The sequence below is a fragment of the Pseudomonas sp. DWP3-1-3b3 genome (genome assembly GCF_049896305.1).
Taxonomy (GTDB): domain Bacteria; phylum Pseudomonadota; class Gammaproteobacteria; order Pseudomonadales; family Pseudomonadaceae; genus Aquipseudomonas; species Aquipseudomonas azotoformans_A.
This window is the reverse complement of record NZ_JAFCUA010000005.1, coordinates 323,835-341,589: the sequence shown is the minus strand read 5'-3', so window position 1 is coordinate 341,589 and position 17,755 is coordinate 323,835. Positions and strand designations below refer to the sequence as shown.

At 59.2% G+C, this 17,755-nt stretch carries 11 protein-coding genes; 6 read left to right on the top strand and 5 right to left on the bottom strand.

Annotated features, from left to right (window positions below; all coding sequences use genetic code 11):
* Window positions 1–50: 50 nt before the first annotated feature.
* From ACP7BX_RS17750 to ACP7BX_RS17730, 5 genes are all read left to right on the top strand, one after another.
* Window positions 51–3,548 carry a response regulator gene (locus ACP7BX_RS17750; RefSeq protein WP_426128878.1) on the top strand — a complete coding sequence of 1,166 codons (3,498 nt, stop codon included), beginning with the start codon at window positions 51–53 and terminating at the stop codon, window positions 3,546–3,548.
* Window positions 3,549–4,379, top strand: coding sequence for a CheR family methyltransferase (locus tag ACP7BX_RS17745; protein WP_012724198.1), 831 nt, complete (start codon window positions 3,549–3,551; stop codon window positions 4,377–4,379).
* Window positions 4,376–4,981: a chemotaxis protein CheB gene (locus ACP7BX_RS17740; protein WP_426128880.1), complete on the top strand. Its 606-nt coding sequence runs from the start codon at window positions 4,376–4,378 to the stop codon at window positions 4,979–4,981. Before ACP7BX_RS17745 ends, ACP7BX_RS17740 begins: the two co-directional genes overlap by 4 nt.
* Entirely contained in the window at window positions 4,975–6,168 is a 1,194-nt protein-coding gene (locus ACP7BX_RS17735) for a hybrid sensor histidine kinase/response regulator (protein WP_426128882.1), read from the top strand. Before ACP7BX_RS17740 ends, ACP7BX_RS17735 begins: the two co-directional genes overlap by 7 nt.
* 78 nt (window positions 6,169–6,246) lie before the next feature.
* On the top strand, window positions 6,247–6,624 hold the full coding sequence (locus tag ACP7BX_RS17730) for a response regulator (protein WP_003217591.1): 378 nt from the start codon (window positions 6,247–6,249) through the stop codon (window positions 6,622–6,624).
* Window positions 6,625–6,660: 36 nt separating this feature from the next.
* Here ACP7BX_RS17730 and ACP7BX_RS17725 read toward each other — a convergent pair whose 3' ends face one another.
* The 5 genes from ACP7BX_RS17725 to ACP7BX_RS17705 all read right to left on the bottom strand — a co-directional run bounded on the left by ACP7BX_RS17725 (window position 6,661) and on the right by ACP7BX_RS17705 (window position 16,783).
* Window positions 6,661–11,343 carry a hypothetical protein gene (locus tag ACP7BX_RS17725; protein WP_426128884.1) on the bottom strand — a complete coding sequence of 1,561 codons (4,683 nt, stop codon included), beginning with the start codon at window positions 11,341–11,343 and terminating at the stop codon, window positions 6,661–6,663.
* 103 nt (window positions 11,344–11,446) lie between these two features.
* Complete coding sequence (locus tag ACP7BX_RS17720) at window positions 11,447–13,117, bottom strand: ATP-binding protein (protein WP_426128886.1); 1,671 nt, start codon at window positions 13,115–13,117, stop codon at window positions 11,447–11,449.
* Window positions 13,117–14,616, bottom strand: a complete 1,500-nt coding sequence (locus ACP7BX_RS17715) for an ATPase domain-containing protein (protein WP_314526637.1) — start codon at window positions 14,614–14,616, stop codon at window positions 13,117–13,119. The genes ACP7BX_RS17720 and ACP7BX_RS17715 overlap by 1 nt, the downstream gene beginning before the upstream one ends.
* Before the next feature lie 144 nt (window positions 14,617–14,760).
* A complete protein-coding gene (locus tag ACP7BX_RS17710; RefSeq protein ID WP_426128888.1) occupies window positions 14,761–15,819 on the bottom strand; it encodes a tetratricopeptide repeat protein in 1,059 nt (352 codons plus the stop codon).
* Between the two features lie 70 nt (window positions 15,820–15,889).
* A complete protein-coding gene (locus ACP7BX_RS17705; RefSeq protein WP_426128890.1) occupies window positions 15,890–16,783 on the bottom strand; it encodes a bestrophin family protein in 894 nt (297 codons plus the stop codon).
* 200 nt (window positions 16,784–16,983) lie between these two features.
* On the opposite strand from ACP7BX_RS17705, the gene ACP7BX_RS17700 reads away from it, so the two are divergent.
* Complete coding sequence (locus ACP7BX_RS17700) at window positions 16,984–17,751, top strand: SDR family NAD(P)-dependent oxidoreductase (protein WP_426128892.1); 768 nt, start codon at window positions 16,984–16,986, stop codon at window positions 17,749–17,751.
* Window positions 17,752–17,755: the final 4 nt, after the last annotated feature.

Sequence of the window (17,755 nt, the reverse complement as noted above, 5' to 3'; positions counted from 1 at the left end):
CCACTTTGGGGCAAACTCCCGGTTTTTCCACACTTGGCCAAGGCATGCCCATGACCCCTGCGTCGTCCGTCGATGAAAAGAGCTTTCGTAACCTCCTGAGCCGAAACGTCGCACTGCCCTTGGGTGTAGGCGTACTCAGTGCGGTGTTTTTCGTCTGCCTGATCACCTACCTGTTGACGGTGATCCAGTGGGTCGAACACACCGACAGGGTGATCAATAACCTCAATGAGTCGTCCAAGCTGACGGTGGACCTTGAGACCGGCATGCGCGGTTTCCTGATCACCGGCGACGAGCATTTCCTCGACCCTTATGAGGTGGCGAAGCCGCGCATCATTGCCGATTTGCGTAATTTGCAGGAGCTGGTGTCGGATAACCCGCAGCAAGTGGATCGTCTAAAGCGCCTGGAAGCCCTGCAAGTCGAGTGGAACAAATACGCCCAGTCGATGATTGATATGCAGCGTGAGAGCGGTGACTACCGCAGCGCAGTCAAGGCGGGTCGTGGCAAGCGCCTGACGGACGAGATCCGCAAGGAATACGACGACGCGGTGGCGATGGAACAGCAGTTCCGCATCACCCGCAATGAAGAAGTCACCCGCACTACCGTGGTCAGCGTCACCCTGTACCTGGCATTTGTGCTCGGTCTGAGTGGTTTTCTGGCGTACATCGGTCGTAAGAATTTAATTTCATTATCAGAGAGTTACAGCGCAAACCTCGCGTCGCAACAGAAGATTGCACGGCGCTTGGAGCAACAGGCCTGGTTGCGTAACGGCCAGACTGAACTGGCTGAACAAGTGCTCGGCCAGCTCACCCTGAACATGCTCGGCCGCAACATCCTGCAATTCTTTGCCCAGTACATGGGCTCAGCCGTCGCCGCGCTGTACGTGCGTGAAGAGCACGGCGGGCTCAAACGTGTCGCCACTTATGGTTTCTCCCGCGAGCAGGAGCAGAAGGAACAGTCGATCTACAGCGACGAGGGCATCGTTGGGCAAGCAGCCCAGCTGGATCGCCTGATTCGCCTGGACGATGTGCCGGTGGACTACTTCAAGGTCAGCTCCGGCCTGGGCGAAGGTTCGACCCGCAGCGTGCTGGTGATGCCGACCAGTGACGATGACCGCGTCAACGGTGTGATCGAACTGGGCTTCCTGCGTCCTCTGGAAGAACGTGACGTCGAGCTGCTGGAGCTGATCGCCGGGAATATCGGCACCTCCATCGAAGCTGCCCGCTATCGCCAGCGCCTGCAGGAAGTGCTGGCCGAGACTCAGCAGCTCAACGAAGAGCTGCAAGTGCAGCAAGAAGAACTCAAGACCGCCAACGAAGAACTCGAAGAACAGTCGCGCATCCTCAAGGAATCCCAGGCCCACCTGGAAACCCAACAGGCCGAGCTGGAGCAGACCAACGAGCAGTTGGCCGAACAGACCGAAACCCTGGCCCAGCAACGCGACGCCATGGACCGCAAGAACGCTGAACTCAGCCAGGCGCAGCTCGAACTGGAAGACCGTGCCGACGAGTTGCAACGTTCCAGCAAGTACAAGTCCGAATTCCTCGCCAACATGTCCCACGAGCTGCGCACACCGCTGAACAGCTCGCTGATCCTGGCCAAATTGCTGGCGGAGAACCCCCAGGAAAACCTCAGCGCCGAACAGGTCAAGTTTGCCGAGTCGATCTATTCTGCCGGCAATGACCTGCTCAACCTGATCAACGACATCCTGGATATCTCCAAGGTCGAGGCCGGCAAGCTGGAAATGCGTCCGGAAAACTCCAGCGTGGCACGCCTGGTCGATGGCCTGCGCGGCATGTTCGAGCCGCTGGCGGCGGATCGCAAGCTGGGCTTCCAGGTGGAAGTGCAGGAAGGTGCGCCGGGCATGCTGTTCACCGATCGCCAGCGCCTGGAGCAGATCCTCAAGAACCTGCTGTCCAACGCCGTCAAGTTCACCGAACAGGGCGAAGTCAGCCTGTCGGTGTCCCGTGCACCGGGGGAGGGCATTGCCTTTACCGTGCGCGATTCCGGCATCGGTATTGCGCCGGACCAGCAGGAAAGCATCTTCGAAGCCTTCCGCCAGGCGGATGGCACCACCAACCGTCGCTACGGCGGCACGGGCCTCGGCCTGTCGATTTCCCGTGACCTGGCGACCCTGCTGGGAGGCTATATCAGCGTGACCAGCGAGCCAGGCAAAGGCAGTATTTTCACGCTGGTCCTGCCGGAACAGTATGTGGAGCGCGAAGAGGACGCTGCCCCCATCGAACAACCGCGCCAAGTCGTGGTGGCGCCTGCGCCGACGCCGGTGAAGGTGTCGCCATTGCCAGTGGCCGACACCCAGCAGATCCCGCGCTTTGCCGACGACCGCGACAAGGCACCCTTCACCACGCGCTGCATCCTGGTAGTGGAAGACGAGCCCAACTTCGCCCGCATCCTCTTCGACCTGGCCCACGAGCTGGGCTACAACTGCCTGGTGGCCCACGGCGCGGACGAAGGCTACAGCCTGGCCGAAGAATACGTCCCCGACGCGATCCTGCTGGACATGCGCCTGCCGGACCATTCCGGGCTGACGGTGCTGCAACGCCTGAAAGAGCACGCCAACACCCGGCATATCCCGGTGCACGTGATTTCCGTGGAAGATCGCGTCGAAGCTGCCATGCACATGGGCGCCATTGGTTATGCCGTCAAACCGACCACCCGCGAAGAACTCAAGGACGTGTTTGCGCGCTTGGAAGCCAAGCTGACCCAGAAGGTCAAGCGCGTGCTGCTGGTGGAAGACGATGACCTGCAGCGCGACAGCATTGCCCGCTTGATCGGCGACGATGACATCGAGATCACCGACGTCGGCTACGCCCAGGCCGCCTTGGACCTGCTGCGCACGAATATCTACGACTGCATGATCATCGACCTCAAGCTGCCGGACATGCTCGGCAACGAGCTGCTCAAGCGCATGGCGACTGAAGATATCTGCTCGTTCCCGCCGGTGATCGTCTACACCGGGCGCAACCTGACCCGCGATGAAGAGGCCGAGCTGCGCAAGTATTCGCGCTCGATCATCATCAAGGGCGCCCGCTCGCCAGAGCGCCTGCTGGATGAAGTCACACTCTTTCTGCACAAAGTCGAATCCCAGCTGTCCCATGACCGCCAGAAGATGCTCAAGACTGCGCGCAGCCGCGACAAGGTCTTCGAGGGGCGTAAAATTCTGCTGGTGGACGACGATGTACGCAACATCTTCGCCCTGACCAGCGCCCTGGAGCACAAAGGCGCCGTGGTGGTGATCGGGCGTAACGGCCGTGAAGCCATCGACAAACTCAATGAAGTCGAGGATATCGACCTGGTGCTGATGGACGTGATGATGCCGGAAATGGACGGTTACGAGGCGACCGCCTTGATCCGCCAGGATCCGCGCTGGAAGAAGCTGCCGATCATTGCGGTGACGGCCAAGGCCATGAAGGACGATCAGGAGCGCTGCCTGGCAGCGGGGTCCAATGATTACCTGGCCAAGCCGATCGATCTGGACCGTCTGTTCTCACTGATTCGCGTCTGGTTGCCAAAGATGGAACGCATTTAAGTGGAGCGAAGTTTTTTGGAAAAAAGCAGCGATATTGAGCTGCGCCTGTTGATCGAGGCGATTTACCTCAAGTACAGCTACGACTTCCGGGATTACTCCGGGGCGTCGGTGAAGCGGCGCGTGGCCCATGCCTTGCGCCAGTTTGATTGCGCGACCATCTCCGCCTTGCAGGAGCGCGTGCTGCATGACCCGGCGGCGTTCATGCAGCTGTTGCAGTTCCTGACGATTCCAGTGAGCGAGATGTTCCGCGACCCGTCGCACTTCCTGGCGATCCGCCAGGAAGTGGTGCCGTTGCTCAAGACTTATCCGTCGATCAAAATCTGGATCGCCGGCTGCAGCACGGGCGAGGAGGTGTACTCCATGGCGATCCTGCTGCGCGAGGAAGGGTTGCTGGAGCGTACGATCATCTACGCCACCGACATCAACCCGGCGTCCCTGGACAAAGCCAAGCAGGGCATCTTCTCCCTGGAGAACGTACGCGCCTACACCGCCAACTATCAGCAGGCCGGTGGGCAGCGTTCATTTGCCGACTACTACACCGCGGCATACGATTACGCGATCTTCGATAAGACGCTGCGCGAGAATGTCACCTTTGCCGATCACAGCTTGGCGACCGACAGTGTATTCTCAGAGACTCAATTAATTTCGTGCCGTAACGTACTGATTTATTTCAATAAAAAATTGCAGGATCGCGCATTTGGACTGTTCCATGAGTCGCTGTGTCATCGCGGCTTTCTGGTGCTGGGCAGCAAGGAGACCCTGGATTTCTCCGCGTACGGCAAACAGTTCGAACCCTTGGTCAAACAAGAACGGATCTACCGCAAACTATGAATCAAGCGGCTGCCAGCCCGGCTACGGTCCGGGGCATAGAAGCGATCGTCATCGGCGCCTCCGCCGGTGGCGTGGAGGCGTTGCTGACGATATTTGCCGAGCTGCCTGCCGATTTCGGCTTGCCGATCATCACCGTACTGCACTTGCCGGATGAGCGTCGCAGTCAATTGGCCGAAGTCTTCGACCGCCGCGTGGCCATGCCCGTGGTGGAAGCCCGTGACAAGGAAGTGATCAAGCCGGGCACCCTGTATTTTGCCGGCCCTGGCTATCACCTGTCGGTGGAACATGACCGCAGCCTGTCCTTGAGCCAGGAAGACCGTGTGCACCATTCGCGGCCAGCCATTGATTTCCTCTTCGAATCCGCCGCCGATGCCTATGGCGCGGGCCTGCTGGCCATTCTGTTGACCGGCGCCAACCATGACGGCGCCCGCGGCCTGGCCCACGTCAAGCAACACGGTGGAACCACTGTGGTGCAAGAGCCCACAGAAGCACGCGTTGCCGTCATGCCCCGGGCGGCCTTGGCGCTGCACACACCCGACCACATTCTGACGCTGAGCCACATTGGCTCATTGCTGGCTTCCCTGGAATATTCCCCATGTTAAGTACTGTCCAGGCCAAACTGCTGATCGTCGACGATCTGCCGGAAAACCTGCTGGCCCTTGAAGCGCTGATCAAGCGCGAGGACCGCCAGGTGTTCAAGGCGTTGAGCGCCGACGAGGCCTTGTCCCTGTTGCTGGAGCATGAGTTCGCCATGGCGATTCTCGATGTGCAAATGCCCGGTATGAATGGTTTCGAGCTGGCCGAATTGATGCGCGGTACCGAAAAGACCAAGAATATCCCGATTGTGTTCGTCAGCGCCGCCGGCCGCGAGCTCAATTACGCCTTCAAGGGCTATGAAAGCGGCGCCGTGGATTTCCTGCACAAGCCGTTGGATATCCATGCGGTGAAAAGCAAGGTCAACGTGTTCGTCGACCTGTTCCGCCAAAGCAAAGCCATGAAACAACAAGTCGAAGCCCTGGAGCGCAGCCGGCGCGAGCAGGAACTGCTGCTGACGCGCCTGCAGGCCACCCAGGCCGAGTTGGAGCAGGCGGTGCGCATGCGGGACGACTTCATGTCGATTGTTGCTCACGAAGTGCGTACGCCCCTCAACGGCCTGATCCTGGAAACCCAGCTGCGCAAGATGCACTTGGCCCGTGACAACGCTGCCGCGTTCACCCTGGACAAGATGCACGCCATGGTCGACCGCGATGAGCGCCAGATCCAGAGCCTGATCCGCCTGATCGAAGACATGCTTGATGTCTCGCGCATCCGCACCGGCAAACTGTCGATACGTCCGGCGCGCTTCGACCTGACGCAGTTGGTGAGCAACCTGGTGGAAAACTTTGCGCCTCAAGTGGCTGCAGCGGATTCGTCCATGACACTGGCCGCCGACGGCCCGGTGGAAGGCAACTGGGACGAGTTCCGTATCGAGCAAGTGGTGACCAACCTGCTGACCAACGCGCTGCGCTACGGGGCCAAGAGCCCGGTGGCGGTGCGCGTGTACAGCGAGCATGGCGAGGCGCGGGTGGAAGTGCGCGACCATGGGATCGGCATCAGCGAAGAGAACCAGAAGCGTATTTTCCAGCAATTCGAGCGCGTCTCCGCCAGCCAAGTGGCTGCAGGCCTGGGCCTCGGGCTGTTCATTTCCGAGCAGATCGTTGCGGCCCATGGTGGCACTATCGAAGTCGAGAGCCAGATAGGCGAGGGCGCCTTGTTCCGGGTATGCCTGCCGTTGCAGGCCTCGGCATGAATTCAATCGTCACCTCGACGCAACCTCTGCGTGACCCCATGGTCGTAATTGCAGCAATTGACCGGACTAAGGCTTCCCATGAGTGAAGATGCACAAGATGTCGTTCTGATCGTCGAGGACGACGAATCCATTATGTTTGTGCTGGGTGAATACCTGGCCGGCCTGGGCTATCGGGTGTTGAAGGCGATTGATGGGGAGCAGGCCTTCGAAATCCTCGCGACCAAGCCGCACCTGGACCTGATGGTCACCGATTACCGCCTGCCCGGCGGGATTTCCGGGGTGCAGATCGCCGAGCCGGCGATCAAATTGCGCCCTGAGCTGAAAGTGATCTTCATCAGCGGTTACCCGCAGGAAATCCTCGACTGCAACAGCCCGATCACGCGCAATGCACCGATCCTGGCCAAGCCGTTTGATCTGGATACGCTGCAAGAGCATATCCAGCGGTTGTTGGCTTGAAAGAGGCGGCGTCCTCCCGTTGCGACGCCGCTGTTTTCAAAGGGTTGATGGCTTTAGTTTGTTGACATTGGCATTGAGCACGCTGGCCGGGGTAAAGGCGAACTGCCAACCTGCATTTCCATTAAATCCGTCGATGAAGTTTTGCAAGCCTTTGTGTTTGCCATTGCCAAGGTTGTAAACCGTCATTGCGCCACTGAGTTGGGGCGGGTTGCCATTCCTCACCATTGCCGCATCCAGGTCCAGGTTGTTCGTATTGAACAGCATCAACTCATTGCTACTGGTTTTCTGGATGTAGACGGTATGACCGAACTGACCATTGGGTGTGGAGTGCTTGAAATTGAGAAACCCAGACTCGGTAATCTCGGCCGGGTTGAATTGATCTTTCAAGTTGCCTGGTTTGACCTCCATGAGCTCAAGGTAGCGGGTTGAATAATTGATGCCGTCACTGCCGTTCGTTGCGTCTGTAACGGCGTCGAATACTTTGGGAGAGAGTGTCTTTTCAGCCTGCCCGACACGCAGGGACGCTTGATAACAGTTCAACGCATGATTGTCCGGGTCTGCATGCAGTTTCTCCCAGTTCATCTTCAATTGTTGGTGACTGAGAGGATGCGGCGCGGCGGACGGAATAATTTGCGCCTCGTACAGTTTTTTGAACTCCGGACCGAACACGCTGTTTTTCTGCAGCCACTCATCGTCATGGTCAAATACCTTGAACTTCAGTGTGTTTGAATCGTTGGCGTGGGTTTTATACTGCACATTCATTTTTTTATCGTGAAATAGCTTTTTGAGGCCTCCTTCCATGTCCGCCGCGCTCGAAAACGTTGCGACACCGTGGTTGGGGTCATAAAAGTAAAAGCTTTTGACATCGCCATCGATTTTGACGCCGGCGGCCATTGCGTGGCCCGGAGAGTCAATCATCACCGACTTTGAAACCGCGGAATCGGCCAATCCCTTTACCATCTCTTGATAGGTCTCCAAGCGAGGGACTTTGCCGGCGTGGAAGGCCGTTTCGCCACCTACCTGGACCTGAAGCTTGCGCAGCGATTCCATGAACCGTCGGGAAGTGGGGTCTGTGGGAAAAGCCGCTGCGGTGTACATGTTCTTGATCAGCAGATGATCCTTGCCCTCGGCCATAGCGCTCGCGAATGTGCGCGCCAGTGCCGCGCATTGTCCTTCGGACAGTTGGGATGTCTGGCTGAAGTAAACCACTTGCGGCATGGGTGTCACGCTGCCGAAGCGCGGTTCTATATTGTCGATGAAACGGGCCACACCACGATGACCGAACGCGTAGGCGAGATCGTCGTATCTGCGCATCAAGACACCTGCCTGAAGGGCGGTCAGGTTTTGGTTACCGCCCAACTTGATCAGGTCCGCAATTTTTGAGGACTTTGATAGCCCTGGTACACTTGCCAGGGCTCCAGAGCTGTAGCCATTTTCAAATGCTTCCCTCTCGTCTCCTTCGCGATGCTTACGAACAGCCTTTTTCCAAGTGTTTACAACATTGTCATCGAGCTTGCTGACATCCCTCGTCGTCTCCCAGCCTCCCAAACGGTTGGTTTCCAGTCGTGCACTGGGCACGAAGTCATCCAGCGACTTGCCAAACGCCTGCCCGCTGGCGGTATCGAAAGCGTGCCATTTACCGCCGCTGAGCACGGCGGGCCCTTCAACAACGGCACCTTGCAGCTTGAATGTGCCGATGGCACTGGCGTCGAAGCGTTTGCTGGCCTTGAGCAGGTCATAGCTGTCGATACTGCCGCGTAGCCAACGGTAGGAATAGACGGAGCCGTTTGCTCCAGCCTTGGCTGATCGAACCGCCAGATTACCCAAACCGTCCAGAGGATTGAGCGTACTGATCGCAGCGCGCCCGACAATTTTTGTTCCTCGGGCGATTTTGCTGGCGACAGAGGCACCCAGCTGGAGGGCCTTGGCGCCTTTGGCTGCGGCGCCCAATCCAAGCATGAAGCCGAAGGCGTCCATGGTCAGATCGATAATGCCTTCACCGTAGTTACCCTCGCTGAAGTTTTTGATCGCGGACCTCAGCGGAATCAAATTCAGCATGAACTCAGTGGCGGTCTTGTAAAAGGGCACTTCAGTATCGAATGTGGTCAGCCCTTGGGCGGCTTTCTTGAGGCCATCGATATTCACCTCTTTCACCATCGCAGCAGCAATGTAGGAGGTGCGGTCACTGCTGAAGCTATTGGGTATGCCCGATGCACCTTTGGTCTCATCGGCTATGCCGCGGTCATAGGTGCCTGAGGGCACAACCTCCCGGTACGTCACAAATCCCTCTTGCTGCGAGACATCAAAGTCTCCCAAGTCATCGCGGTGGAGGATTTTGTTCTGCTTGATATCTATTTCGTAGATATTGACCTTACCCTCGCGTTCGGTCCTCACCAGCAGGCTATGGCCCTCAGACACGGTCGTCCTGCTTTTCACGACGTTGCGGCTGAAGGCCTCATGCTCGGTGATGACTTGTTTGGCCAATGTGATCTTGCCAAACTCGAAATTGCGCCGGTGTTCCAGGCTCTGTGTCGATACCAGCTGTTTGACTTGGGTCGCCACGCTCTTGTTGATGCCGTCGGCGTAAAGGGGGAAGGCGACCCTGAAGTCGTTTTTCAAATGCGGAAGATCGATCAGAACGGGCAGTATTGTGTCGAGATCGACATCGGTTGACGTCGAGATCCACTGGTTTGCGCTGTCGGACGTGTCCCGCGTAATCCCATCATAAAAACCCGGCGTCCCCTTTGCGCCGTCGCGCATATACAGATCAAGCAACGAGTAGGGGCCGGGGAAATCCAGGTGCTGACGTTTCAACTCGATGCATTTTTTCTCAAAGAGCCCGGGCGCCATATCAGGAAAGGCCTTGGCCAGTTCCTGCAATCCTTTTTGCTTCACATCGGGCATTACCCTCGAATGGGCGGCAGACGCCGCACTCAATTCGCTGATGTGTTGATCAAATGCCTGGCGCACCGTCAGCATGGCCTCATCGGACGCAGGAAACTCCATCCCGTTGACGACCGCCCAATCCTTCAGCGCCTGTTGTTGCGCCTGGTACTCGACCTGGCGCTGCTCAAGGCTGATCGGCGCGATGTCGGCGGCGAGCATTACTTGCGCATACGTCATAGCCGCCGTAGCCCCCGGCGCGCTTGCCTCGATGCGTGAAACTGCGGTAGCGAAACTGACCCAGCTATGGGTACCGAACTTCACCGCATCGGGGATCCCCTTGACCAGCAACTCCGGGGCCTGAGAGGACAACAGCAGGTGTGCCAAAAGCTGAGCTTTTTCGTAGGAAGAGGATCTGCCGGTGTCAAGCAAGTGATCAGTCAGTGTCAGCACAATCTCTGAGGCCGTGTACGCACCATTTCTGGCATCTGTAAGCAAAAAACCCGCGATATTGCGCTTATCGCCTTGCTGGGCGTGCTGTGGATCGGCGCTCATGGCCGCCAGCAACCAATCATTCGCACTGCCGCTGACGGATCTGTTGTTAAACCGGGCTTGAATCGCTTGACCCAGCGCACGGCCTTTTGGCGAGTTGATCAGGCGATCGAGCAACTGACGCGGATTGCCTAGCGCCTCAGGCGTGATGACTGCCTTATCCAGCAGGTATTCAAGCACGTTGGCGAATGGCGAAATGTCGATATCGCCAAAGGACCCCTGACGCAGGTCTGCCATGAGTTCCAGTCGTGTGAGGTTGTCTGCGGGCAGCGGCCAGTCGAGCGCACCCGCGTAGTTGTCATGCTCGGGACGTACGGGGGGGGGCGTTATCAATGCCTTTACAATATTTTCCAACCCGGCGTGATCGGTTGGAATATCCCAGCCATTACTTGCAAACAACTGTCTGAGACTGGGTGTAGTGCCCGCATATTCAGAATCACTGTCGGGATGGACCGATGCATGGTAGTCCGTCAGATAGGTCGAGATCTCAGCCGTGCCCGACTCCAGTCCCGCGAGCAATGTCTTCAATGTTTCAGCGACGTTGAAGCGGGTGTGCACGTTACCCAGCAAGGCTTTTTGCTGTGCCAAGGTGTCTTCGTCGCGCTGGGCGCGCAGCTCTGCGAACGCTGGATCGTTGATCACAGGAAAGCCTTTCCCGGCCGCAAAGTCCGCGACACGCTCCTGGGGTGTTGGGAGAGGCGAAACATTGCGTTCTCTGTAGAAATGGCCGATGAGTGCCATCGGTGCAATGTTGCTGGTCTTGGCCTGAGGCGGTTTGAACGTCGCAAAATATGAGCCGGCAGCAATAACGCGTGCGGCCATCATGAGGTGGCGGCTCGCGGCCGCCCACTGCGCATCGTCCTGTCCTACAGTATGTATGACTTGCCTCGGGTCCAGCAGGCGTTTGAGCTGGAACATGACTTGTCCGGTGCCTGGGTTGATTTCCACTGAGTCCGGGTCAATGCCGCGATCATTCATCCATTGCGTGATATCGGGCGCCTGGAACGCACGTCTCAACTGCGCCCACCATTGACCGAACGTCGAGTGGGCTGGAATGGGCGACACCTGACCGTCCAGAGCATGATCATCCAAGGACTTGGCCAGCGTTATTCCGTAGTGTTTTGACAGCTCCAGATCGCCTTGGCTGCGGGTGTTTCCTTGAGGCGGCGGAGACTCTATGGGTTGGCTACTGGCAGCAAGGGGCGCTTGCGTGAAGGGGCGCTGCTGAAATTGGGTCAATGGCAGGTGGAGGGGCGCTGTATGGATTGGGCCGGCAACGGTCATAGGTTCGCTCGTCGGGATGTATGAATACCAGAGTGTTTGTATTCATAACCACAACAACGATTCCAATCCTAATGTGTGTAGCTGTTGCCAGACATATCACGTTTTATTGCTGGATCATTTCCCGAACTTTCGCGGTCAACAAATCGAACGTGAACGGCTTGGTGATCAGTTGCATGCCTGGATCGAGAAACCCACCCCGCACCGCCGCATGCTCGGCATAACCGGTGATGAACAATACCTTGAGCTCTGGCCGGATCTGCCGACCGATTTCCGCCAGTTGGCGGCCGTTCATGCCGGGCAGGCCAACATCGCTGATCAGCAGGTCGATGCGCTGGGCCGACTCGATAATCGGCACCGCTGTATCAGCATCACCCGCTTCCACAAACCCATAGCCCAACTCTTTAAGCACTGCGCTGACGAGTACACGCACAGCAGGGTCGTCTTCGACGATCAGGACCGTTTCTCCGGCATTGGCGAAGGGTAGCAGCGCTGCATCGGTCGCCACATCGGCCACGACTTCCCCAATGAACCGAGGCAGAAACAGGCTGACTGTCGTGCCTTTGCCGACTTCACTGTGAATGGTGACGTGACCATGGGACTGGCGGGCGAACCCGTAGATCATCGACAACCCCAGGCCCGTGCCCTGGCCAATCGGCTTGGTGGTGAAGAACGGATCGAACACGCGCCCCATCACACTTTCCGGAATGCCGCAGCCGGTGTCACTGACGCTCAGTTCAACGTAGTCACCGGGTTTCAAGGTGCCATAGGCGGCCGTGAAGACGCTGTCGAGGTGGCGGTTGGTGGTTTCCACGGTGAGGCTGCCGCCGTTGGGCATTGCGTCGCGGGCATTGATTACCAGGTTGAGCAGGGCGCTTTCCAATTGGTTGGGATCGGCCTCGGCGGTCCACAGCTGGCCGGTGAGGCGCATGTCCAGGGCGATGCTCTCGTTGATGCTGCGTTGCAGCAATTCGCCCATCGAGGTCACCAGTTGGTTGATCTCCACGGGTTTGGAATCAAGGGACTGGCGACGCGAAAATGCCAGCAAACGGTGAGTCAGGCCCGCAGCACGGTTGGCCGAGGTCACGCCCAGGTCGATCAGGCTGTCGAGGTCGTCCAGTTTGCCTCGGGACACGCGCCTGCGCAGCAGCTCCAGGCTGCCGATGATGCCGGTGAGCATGTTGTTGAAGTCATGGGCGATACCGCCGGTCAACTGGCCGACCGCTTCCATCTTCTGGGATTGGCGCAGGGCGTCTTCGTTGTGGCGCAGTTGGGCAGTGCGTTCCTCGACCTGTTGTTCCAGGGTTTCCAGGGTGCGTTGCAGGCGCAGTTCGCTTTCACTCAAGTCGATCAGGCGGTCGCGGGCTTCGTATTGCCGACGACGCCCGCGCAGGGCGGTGCTGACCAGGCTGATCAGCGTCACCGGGTGGAACGGACGCTCCAGGAACGTCACGTTGCCCAGCAAGCCGCTGAACTGGGATGAGCCGTTCTGTTCGCTGCCGCCGTGGTGGGTCATCAGAACGATAGGCAAGTCTGACCAGGCGGGTTGTTGGTGCAAATGCTCCAGCAACGGGTCCAGGTCAGCGCCGCGCAGCGCTTCGGCGGCGATGATCAGCAAGCCGCTGCCGTGTTCCAACGCCTCACACAGCATGCCCAGGTCACTGGCAATGATGCCGCTGTACCCGGCTTCATTGAGCATCATCAGTGCAAGCGAGCTGTCACGTCCCAACGGCGCGAGGATGATCGCGCGCTCGGAGACAGGTGTAACGGCCGTCACTAGCCCATGTCCTTGAGCAGGGGCGAGCCCGCGCCCATGTAGGTGGGAATGCCGCGCAGGACCCCCTGGAAGTTGTTCAACGGCTCGCCGACGGTCATGCCACGGCTGCCGATGCGGTACTCACGAATCGTCGACTCGTGGGAGCCGGTACGTTTCTTGATAATCGAAATGGCGCGGCGCACCTCACCGATGGCCTCGAAGTAACGCAGCAGAATCACCGTGTCGGCCAAGTAAGTGATGTCGACCGGCGCCTGCATGTCTCCGACCAGGCCATGCTGGGCGACAGTCATGAAGGTGGCGGCGCCCCTGCGGTTGAGGTACAGCAGCAGTTCGTGCATGTGCAGGATCAGTGCGTTTTCTTCCGGCATTGCAGCCTGATAGCCGTTGATACTGTCGATGACCACGGTCTTGATACCCCCGTCATCGACGCAACGCCGGACGCGGTGGGAGAACTCGCCGGGCGACAGTTCAGCGGCATCCACTTGCTCGATCAGCAGGTTGCCGGTGGCTTGCAAGGCCGCCAGGTCGATGCCCATGTTCTTCATGCGCTCGAACAGCAGGCCCAGCTCTTCATCGAAAATAAACAGCGCGGCCTTTTCGCCACGGGCCACGGCGGCGGCGGCGAAAATCATCGAGATCAGCGACTTGCCCGTGCCGGCCGGGCCGAGAATCAGGCTGCTGGAGCCGGTCTCGATACCACCGCCCAACAACGAATCCAGCTCGCGGATGCCGCTGGTGAGGGTCTCGCGGTTGTAACCGCCACGGTGTTCGGCCGCGACCAGGCGCGGGAACACATGCACGCCACCTTGCATGATGGTGAAATCATGGAAGCCGCCACGGTATTTTTGGCCGCGGTACTTCACCACCCGTACCCGGCGACGTTCGGCGCCGTAGTTGGGGGTCAGTTCTTCCAGACGAATCACCCCGTGGGCGACGCTGTGCACGGTCTTGTCCAAGGATTCGGTGGTCAGGTCATCCAGCAGCAACACGGTGGCGTCATAACGCACAAAGTAATGTTTGATCGCCAGGATCTGCCGGCGATAACGCAAAGAGCTCTGCGCCAGCAGGCGGATTTCGGAGAGGCTGTCGACGACCACACGGGTCGGCTTGACCCGCTCAACCACCTCGAAGATCTGCCGCGTGGCTTCGCCAAGCTCCAGGTCGGAGGAATACAGCAGACTTTGCTGATGCTCAGCGTTGAGCAGGCTCTCCGGTGGGGTCAGTTCGAAAATATGGATATTGTCATCCAGATCCCAGCCGTGGGACTTGGCGCCTTGGCGCAGTTCACGTTCGGTCTCGGACAGGGTGATGTACAACGAAGTCTCGCCGTTTTTCGCACCCGCCTGCAGAAAATGCAGGGCGACGGTGGTTTTACCGGTGCCTGGTTCACCTTCCAGCAGGAACAGGTGGCTGCGCGATAGCCCCCCGGAAAGAATGTCATCCAGACCTTCGATGCCGGTGGCGGCCTTTTCACTGAACAGCTCATTGGATGTAGACAAGGAGTGCCCTCAGGTCACGTTCAAATAGAGGGGCGCGCCGCTAGTGGCGCGCCATATTTACTTGACCGTAGTGGCCTTTGGCGGTTCAACGTTTCGTAAAATTTGTACAACGGTGGCTTGGGTTTACAAGTTTTCAGCCTGAACCTAAAGACCTTGTTGCAACGCCGGATCATCCGGATTCTGTTGCTCAAGCTGCGCCAGCAGGACCTGGACGTTCTGCAACTGACCGCTTTCCTTCCAGTAATTGATCAGCAGCACGCGGGCCTTGCGATTGGCGGGGTGGCGCTGAATGATTTCCTCCAGCTGGCGCTGGGCGGCTTCCAGCTCTTGCTGGGCATGCAGCGTGGTGGCGAGGTCGTAGCGGTAATCCTGATTGTTCGGTTCCAGCTCTACCGCCTTGGACAGGCCGAGCAGCGCGTACGGCCGCTCGCCGTGGTGCAACAGCCACATGCCCAAGGCATGTTGCAGGTAGGCTGACTCAGGGTGCGCGGCCAATTGGCGCGCCAGCAGCTGACGGGACTCTTCCGTCTTGCCCTGTTTATCCAGCAATTCAATCTGCGCCACCACCGCTTGCAGATTGTCCGGTTGCAGGCGCATGGCTTGTTCCAGGGCATTTTGCGCTTCTGGCAACAGGGCGCTGTGGATGTACAGGCGCGCCAGTTGAATCCAGCCTTCGGCCGATTCGGGCTGGGCCTTGAGTTTCTTCACGAACTCATCGAGAACCTGCTGCAAGGGCCCGAAGTACAGGCCCAAGGTATCGGGCGACAGGCCAAGCAGGGCATTGGCGGCGGCAAACCGCACGTCCTGCTCGGGATCGTCCAGTACCGGCCCGAGCAACAGCGTGCGTTGGCCGGTGGGCACCAGGCCGACAATGCTGTGGATGGCGGCTTCGCGCACCAGGGGCGACTCGCTGGCCAGATCTTTGTCTGCCAGCTTTAGCGCTTGAGGACTGGGGTAGTTGGCTAATTCAGCATGCAACGCGGCGCGACGTTCGGGCGACAGGTCCGGCCGGCCCAGTTGCTGGTACAGCACGCGGGCTGCGCCGGGTTCGCCGTTACGCGCCTGTTTCAGGGCCTTGGAGTAACCATGGGCGATGGCGGGCGCTACAGCCACCGGGGTGGAGCGAGAGAAATACCAGGTGATCAGCACAATCAACAGCAGGGCGCACAGGCCGACGATGGAGTAACGGCGTGACTTTGACATGCAGGCGTCCGAAAGCGTGGGCAGCAAAGCCGTCAGCTTCGGTCAGACCACGGCAGGTGTCAAACCCGCATCAGGTCAGCACGTATTCCACCGGCTCCAGGGGCGGCGGCAGGTCGGTTTCGCCGAGGGCTGCCAACACTTCGCGCTCCAGGGTTCGCAGTAGGGCATTGCAGGGCAGGTCGTTTTCGTCAAAGCCGAACGGGTCTTCCAGGTCATCACCGATTTCATCGAGGCCGAAAAACGTGTAGCTGACAATGGCGGTAAACACCGGCGTCAGCCAGCCCAGCGGCTCGGCCATGGCAAACGGCAGCAGGATGCAGAACAGGTAAATGGTGCGATGCAGCAACAAGGTATAGGGGAAGGGCAGCGGCGTGCTCTTGATCCGCTCGCAAGACGCCTGCACCTGGCTGAGGCTGACCAGGCGCGCCTCCAGTTGGGTGTAGCGCCATTCGCTGATCACGCCTTGCTCGGCCAATACGGAAAATCGAGCACCGACCTGTTGCAGCACGTTATCGGGCAAGTTGGGGTGGCTGGCCTGGACCTGACTCCACGCCTTGATGGCCAGGGCTTCATCTTCATGACGCAGCCGGGCGACCAGACCATGGGCAAAGCCACACAGGCTGCGCAGCAAGCCCGCACGCTCGGCGGGATCGCGCAGCACCTGGGTTTCGCGAATCAACGAGCGCACGTCGATGATCATCTGCCCCAGTTGCTTGCGGCCCTCCCACCAGCGGTCATAGCAGGCGTTGTTGCGAAAACTCATGAAGATCGACAACGACAGGCCGAGCAAGGTGAACGGCGTGGCATTGACCTTGGAAAAGTACGCCGGGTGCAGGGTTTCCACCAGTACGATCACCGAGGCCAAGAGGGTGACCAGCAAACTGCGCAGGGCGATGCGCTTGGCAATCGAGCCCTTGAGGGAAAACAGGATGCCCAGGAGGTTGGGTTTGGGTCGGACTATCATTCAGGGGCGGGCTTCTTGGGTGGCGCAGCCCATCAGAGTAGAAGCCTGCAGTGTGCCCGTCCAATCGCTTGGGCTGACCGGCTGATCGGCGCGGTCGATGACTGGCCAAACCAGTCAGGCAGGTTGAGGGCTTTGACCATTGCCGCAGTGGCGCTCTGGGGCGACTATTTCGACGATTCGGACTGTTGAAGAGAATAACAATGCAGATTGAAAACAAGATCTTCCTGGTCAGCGGCGGCGCCTCTGGCCTGGGTGCGGCCACCGCTGAAATGCTTGTAGCGGCAGGCGCCAAGGTGATGCTGGTAGACCTCAACGCCGAGGCCGTGGCCGCCAAGGCCCAGCAGCTGGGCGAGAATGCCCGCAGCGCCGTGGCGGACATCAGCCAGGAAGCGGCCGCCGAAGCCGCCGTGCAGGCCACCGTTGCTGCGTTTGGCGGACTGCATGGGCTCGTGAACTGCGCCGGCGTAGTCCGTGGCGAGAAAATCCTCGGCAAGACCGGCCCCCACGGCCTGGCCAGCTTTGCCCAGGTGATCAACGTCAACCTGATCGGCAGCTTCAACCTGCTGCGCCTGGCGGCCGCCGCCATTGCCGAAACCGAGGCGAATGCCGACGGCGAGCGCGGTGTGATCATCAATACCGCCTCCGTCGCCGCGTTTGACGGTCAGATCGGCCAGGCCGCGTATTCCGCGTCCAAGGGCGCCATCGCCAGCCTCACCCTCCCGGCCGCACGCGAACTGGCGCGGTTTGGCATTCGCGTCATGACCATCGCTCCGGGCATTTTCGAGACGCCGATGATGGCTGGCATGACCCCGGAAGTCCGTGATTCCCTGGCGGCCGGCGTGCCATTCCCGCCACGCCTGGGCAAACCCGCCGAATACGCCGCGCTGGTGCGGCACATCATTGAAAACAGCATGCTCAATGGCGAGGTGATCCGTCTTGACGGCGCCTTGCGCATGGCCGCCAAGTAAGGAG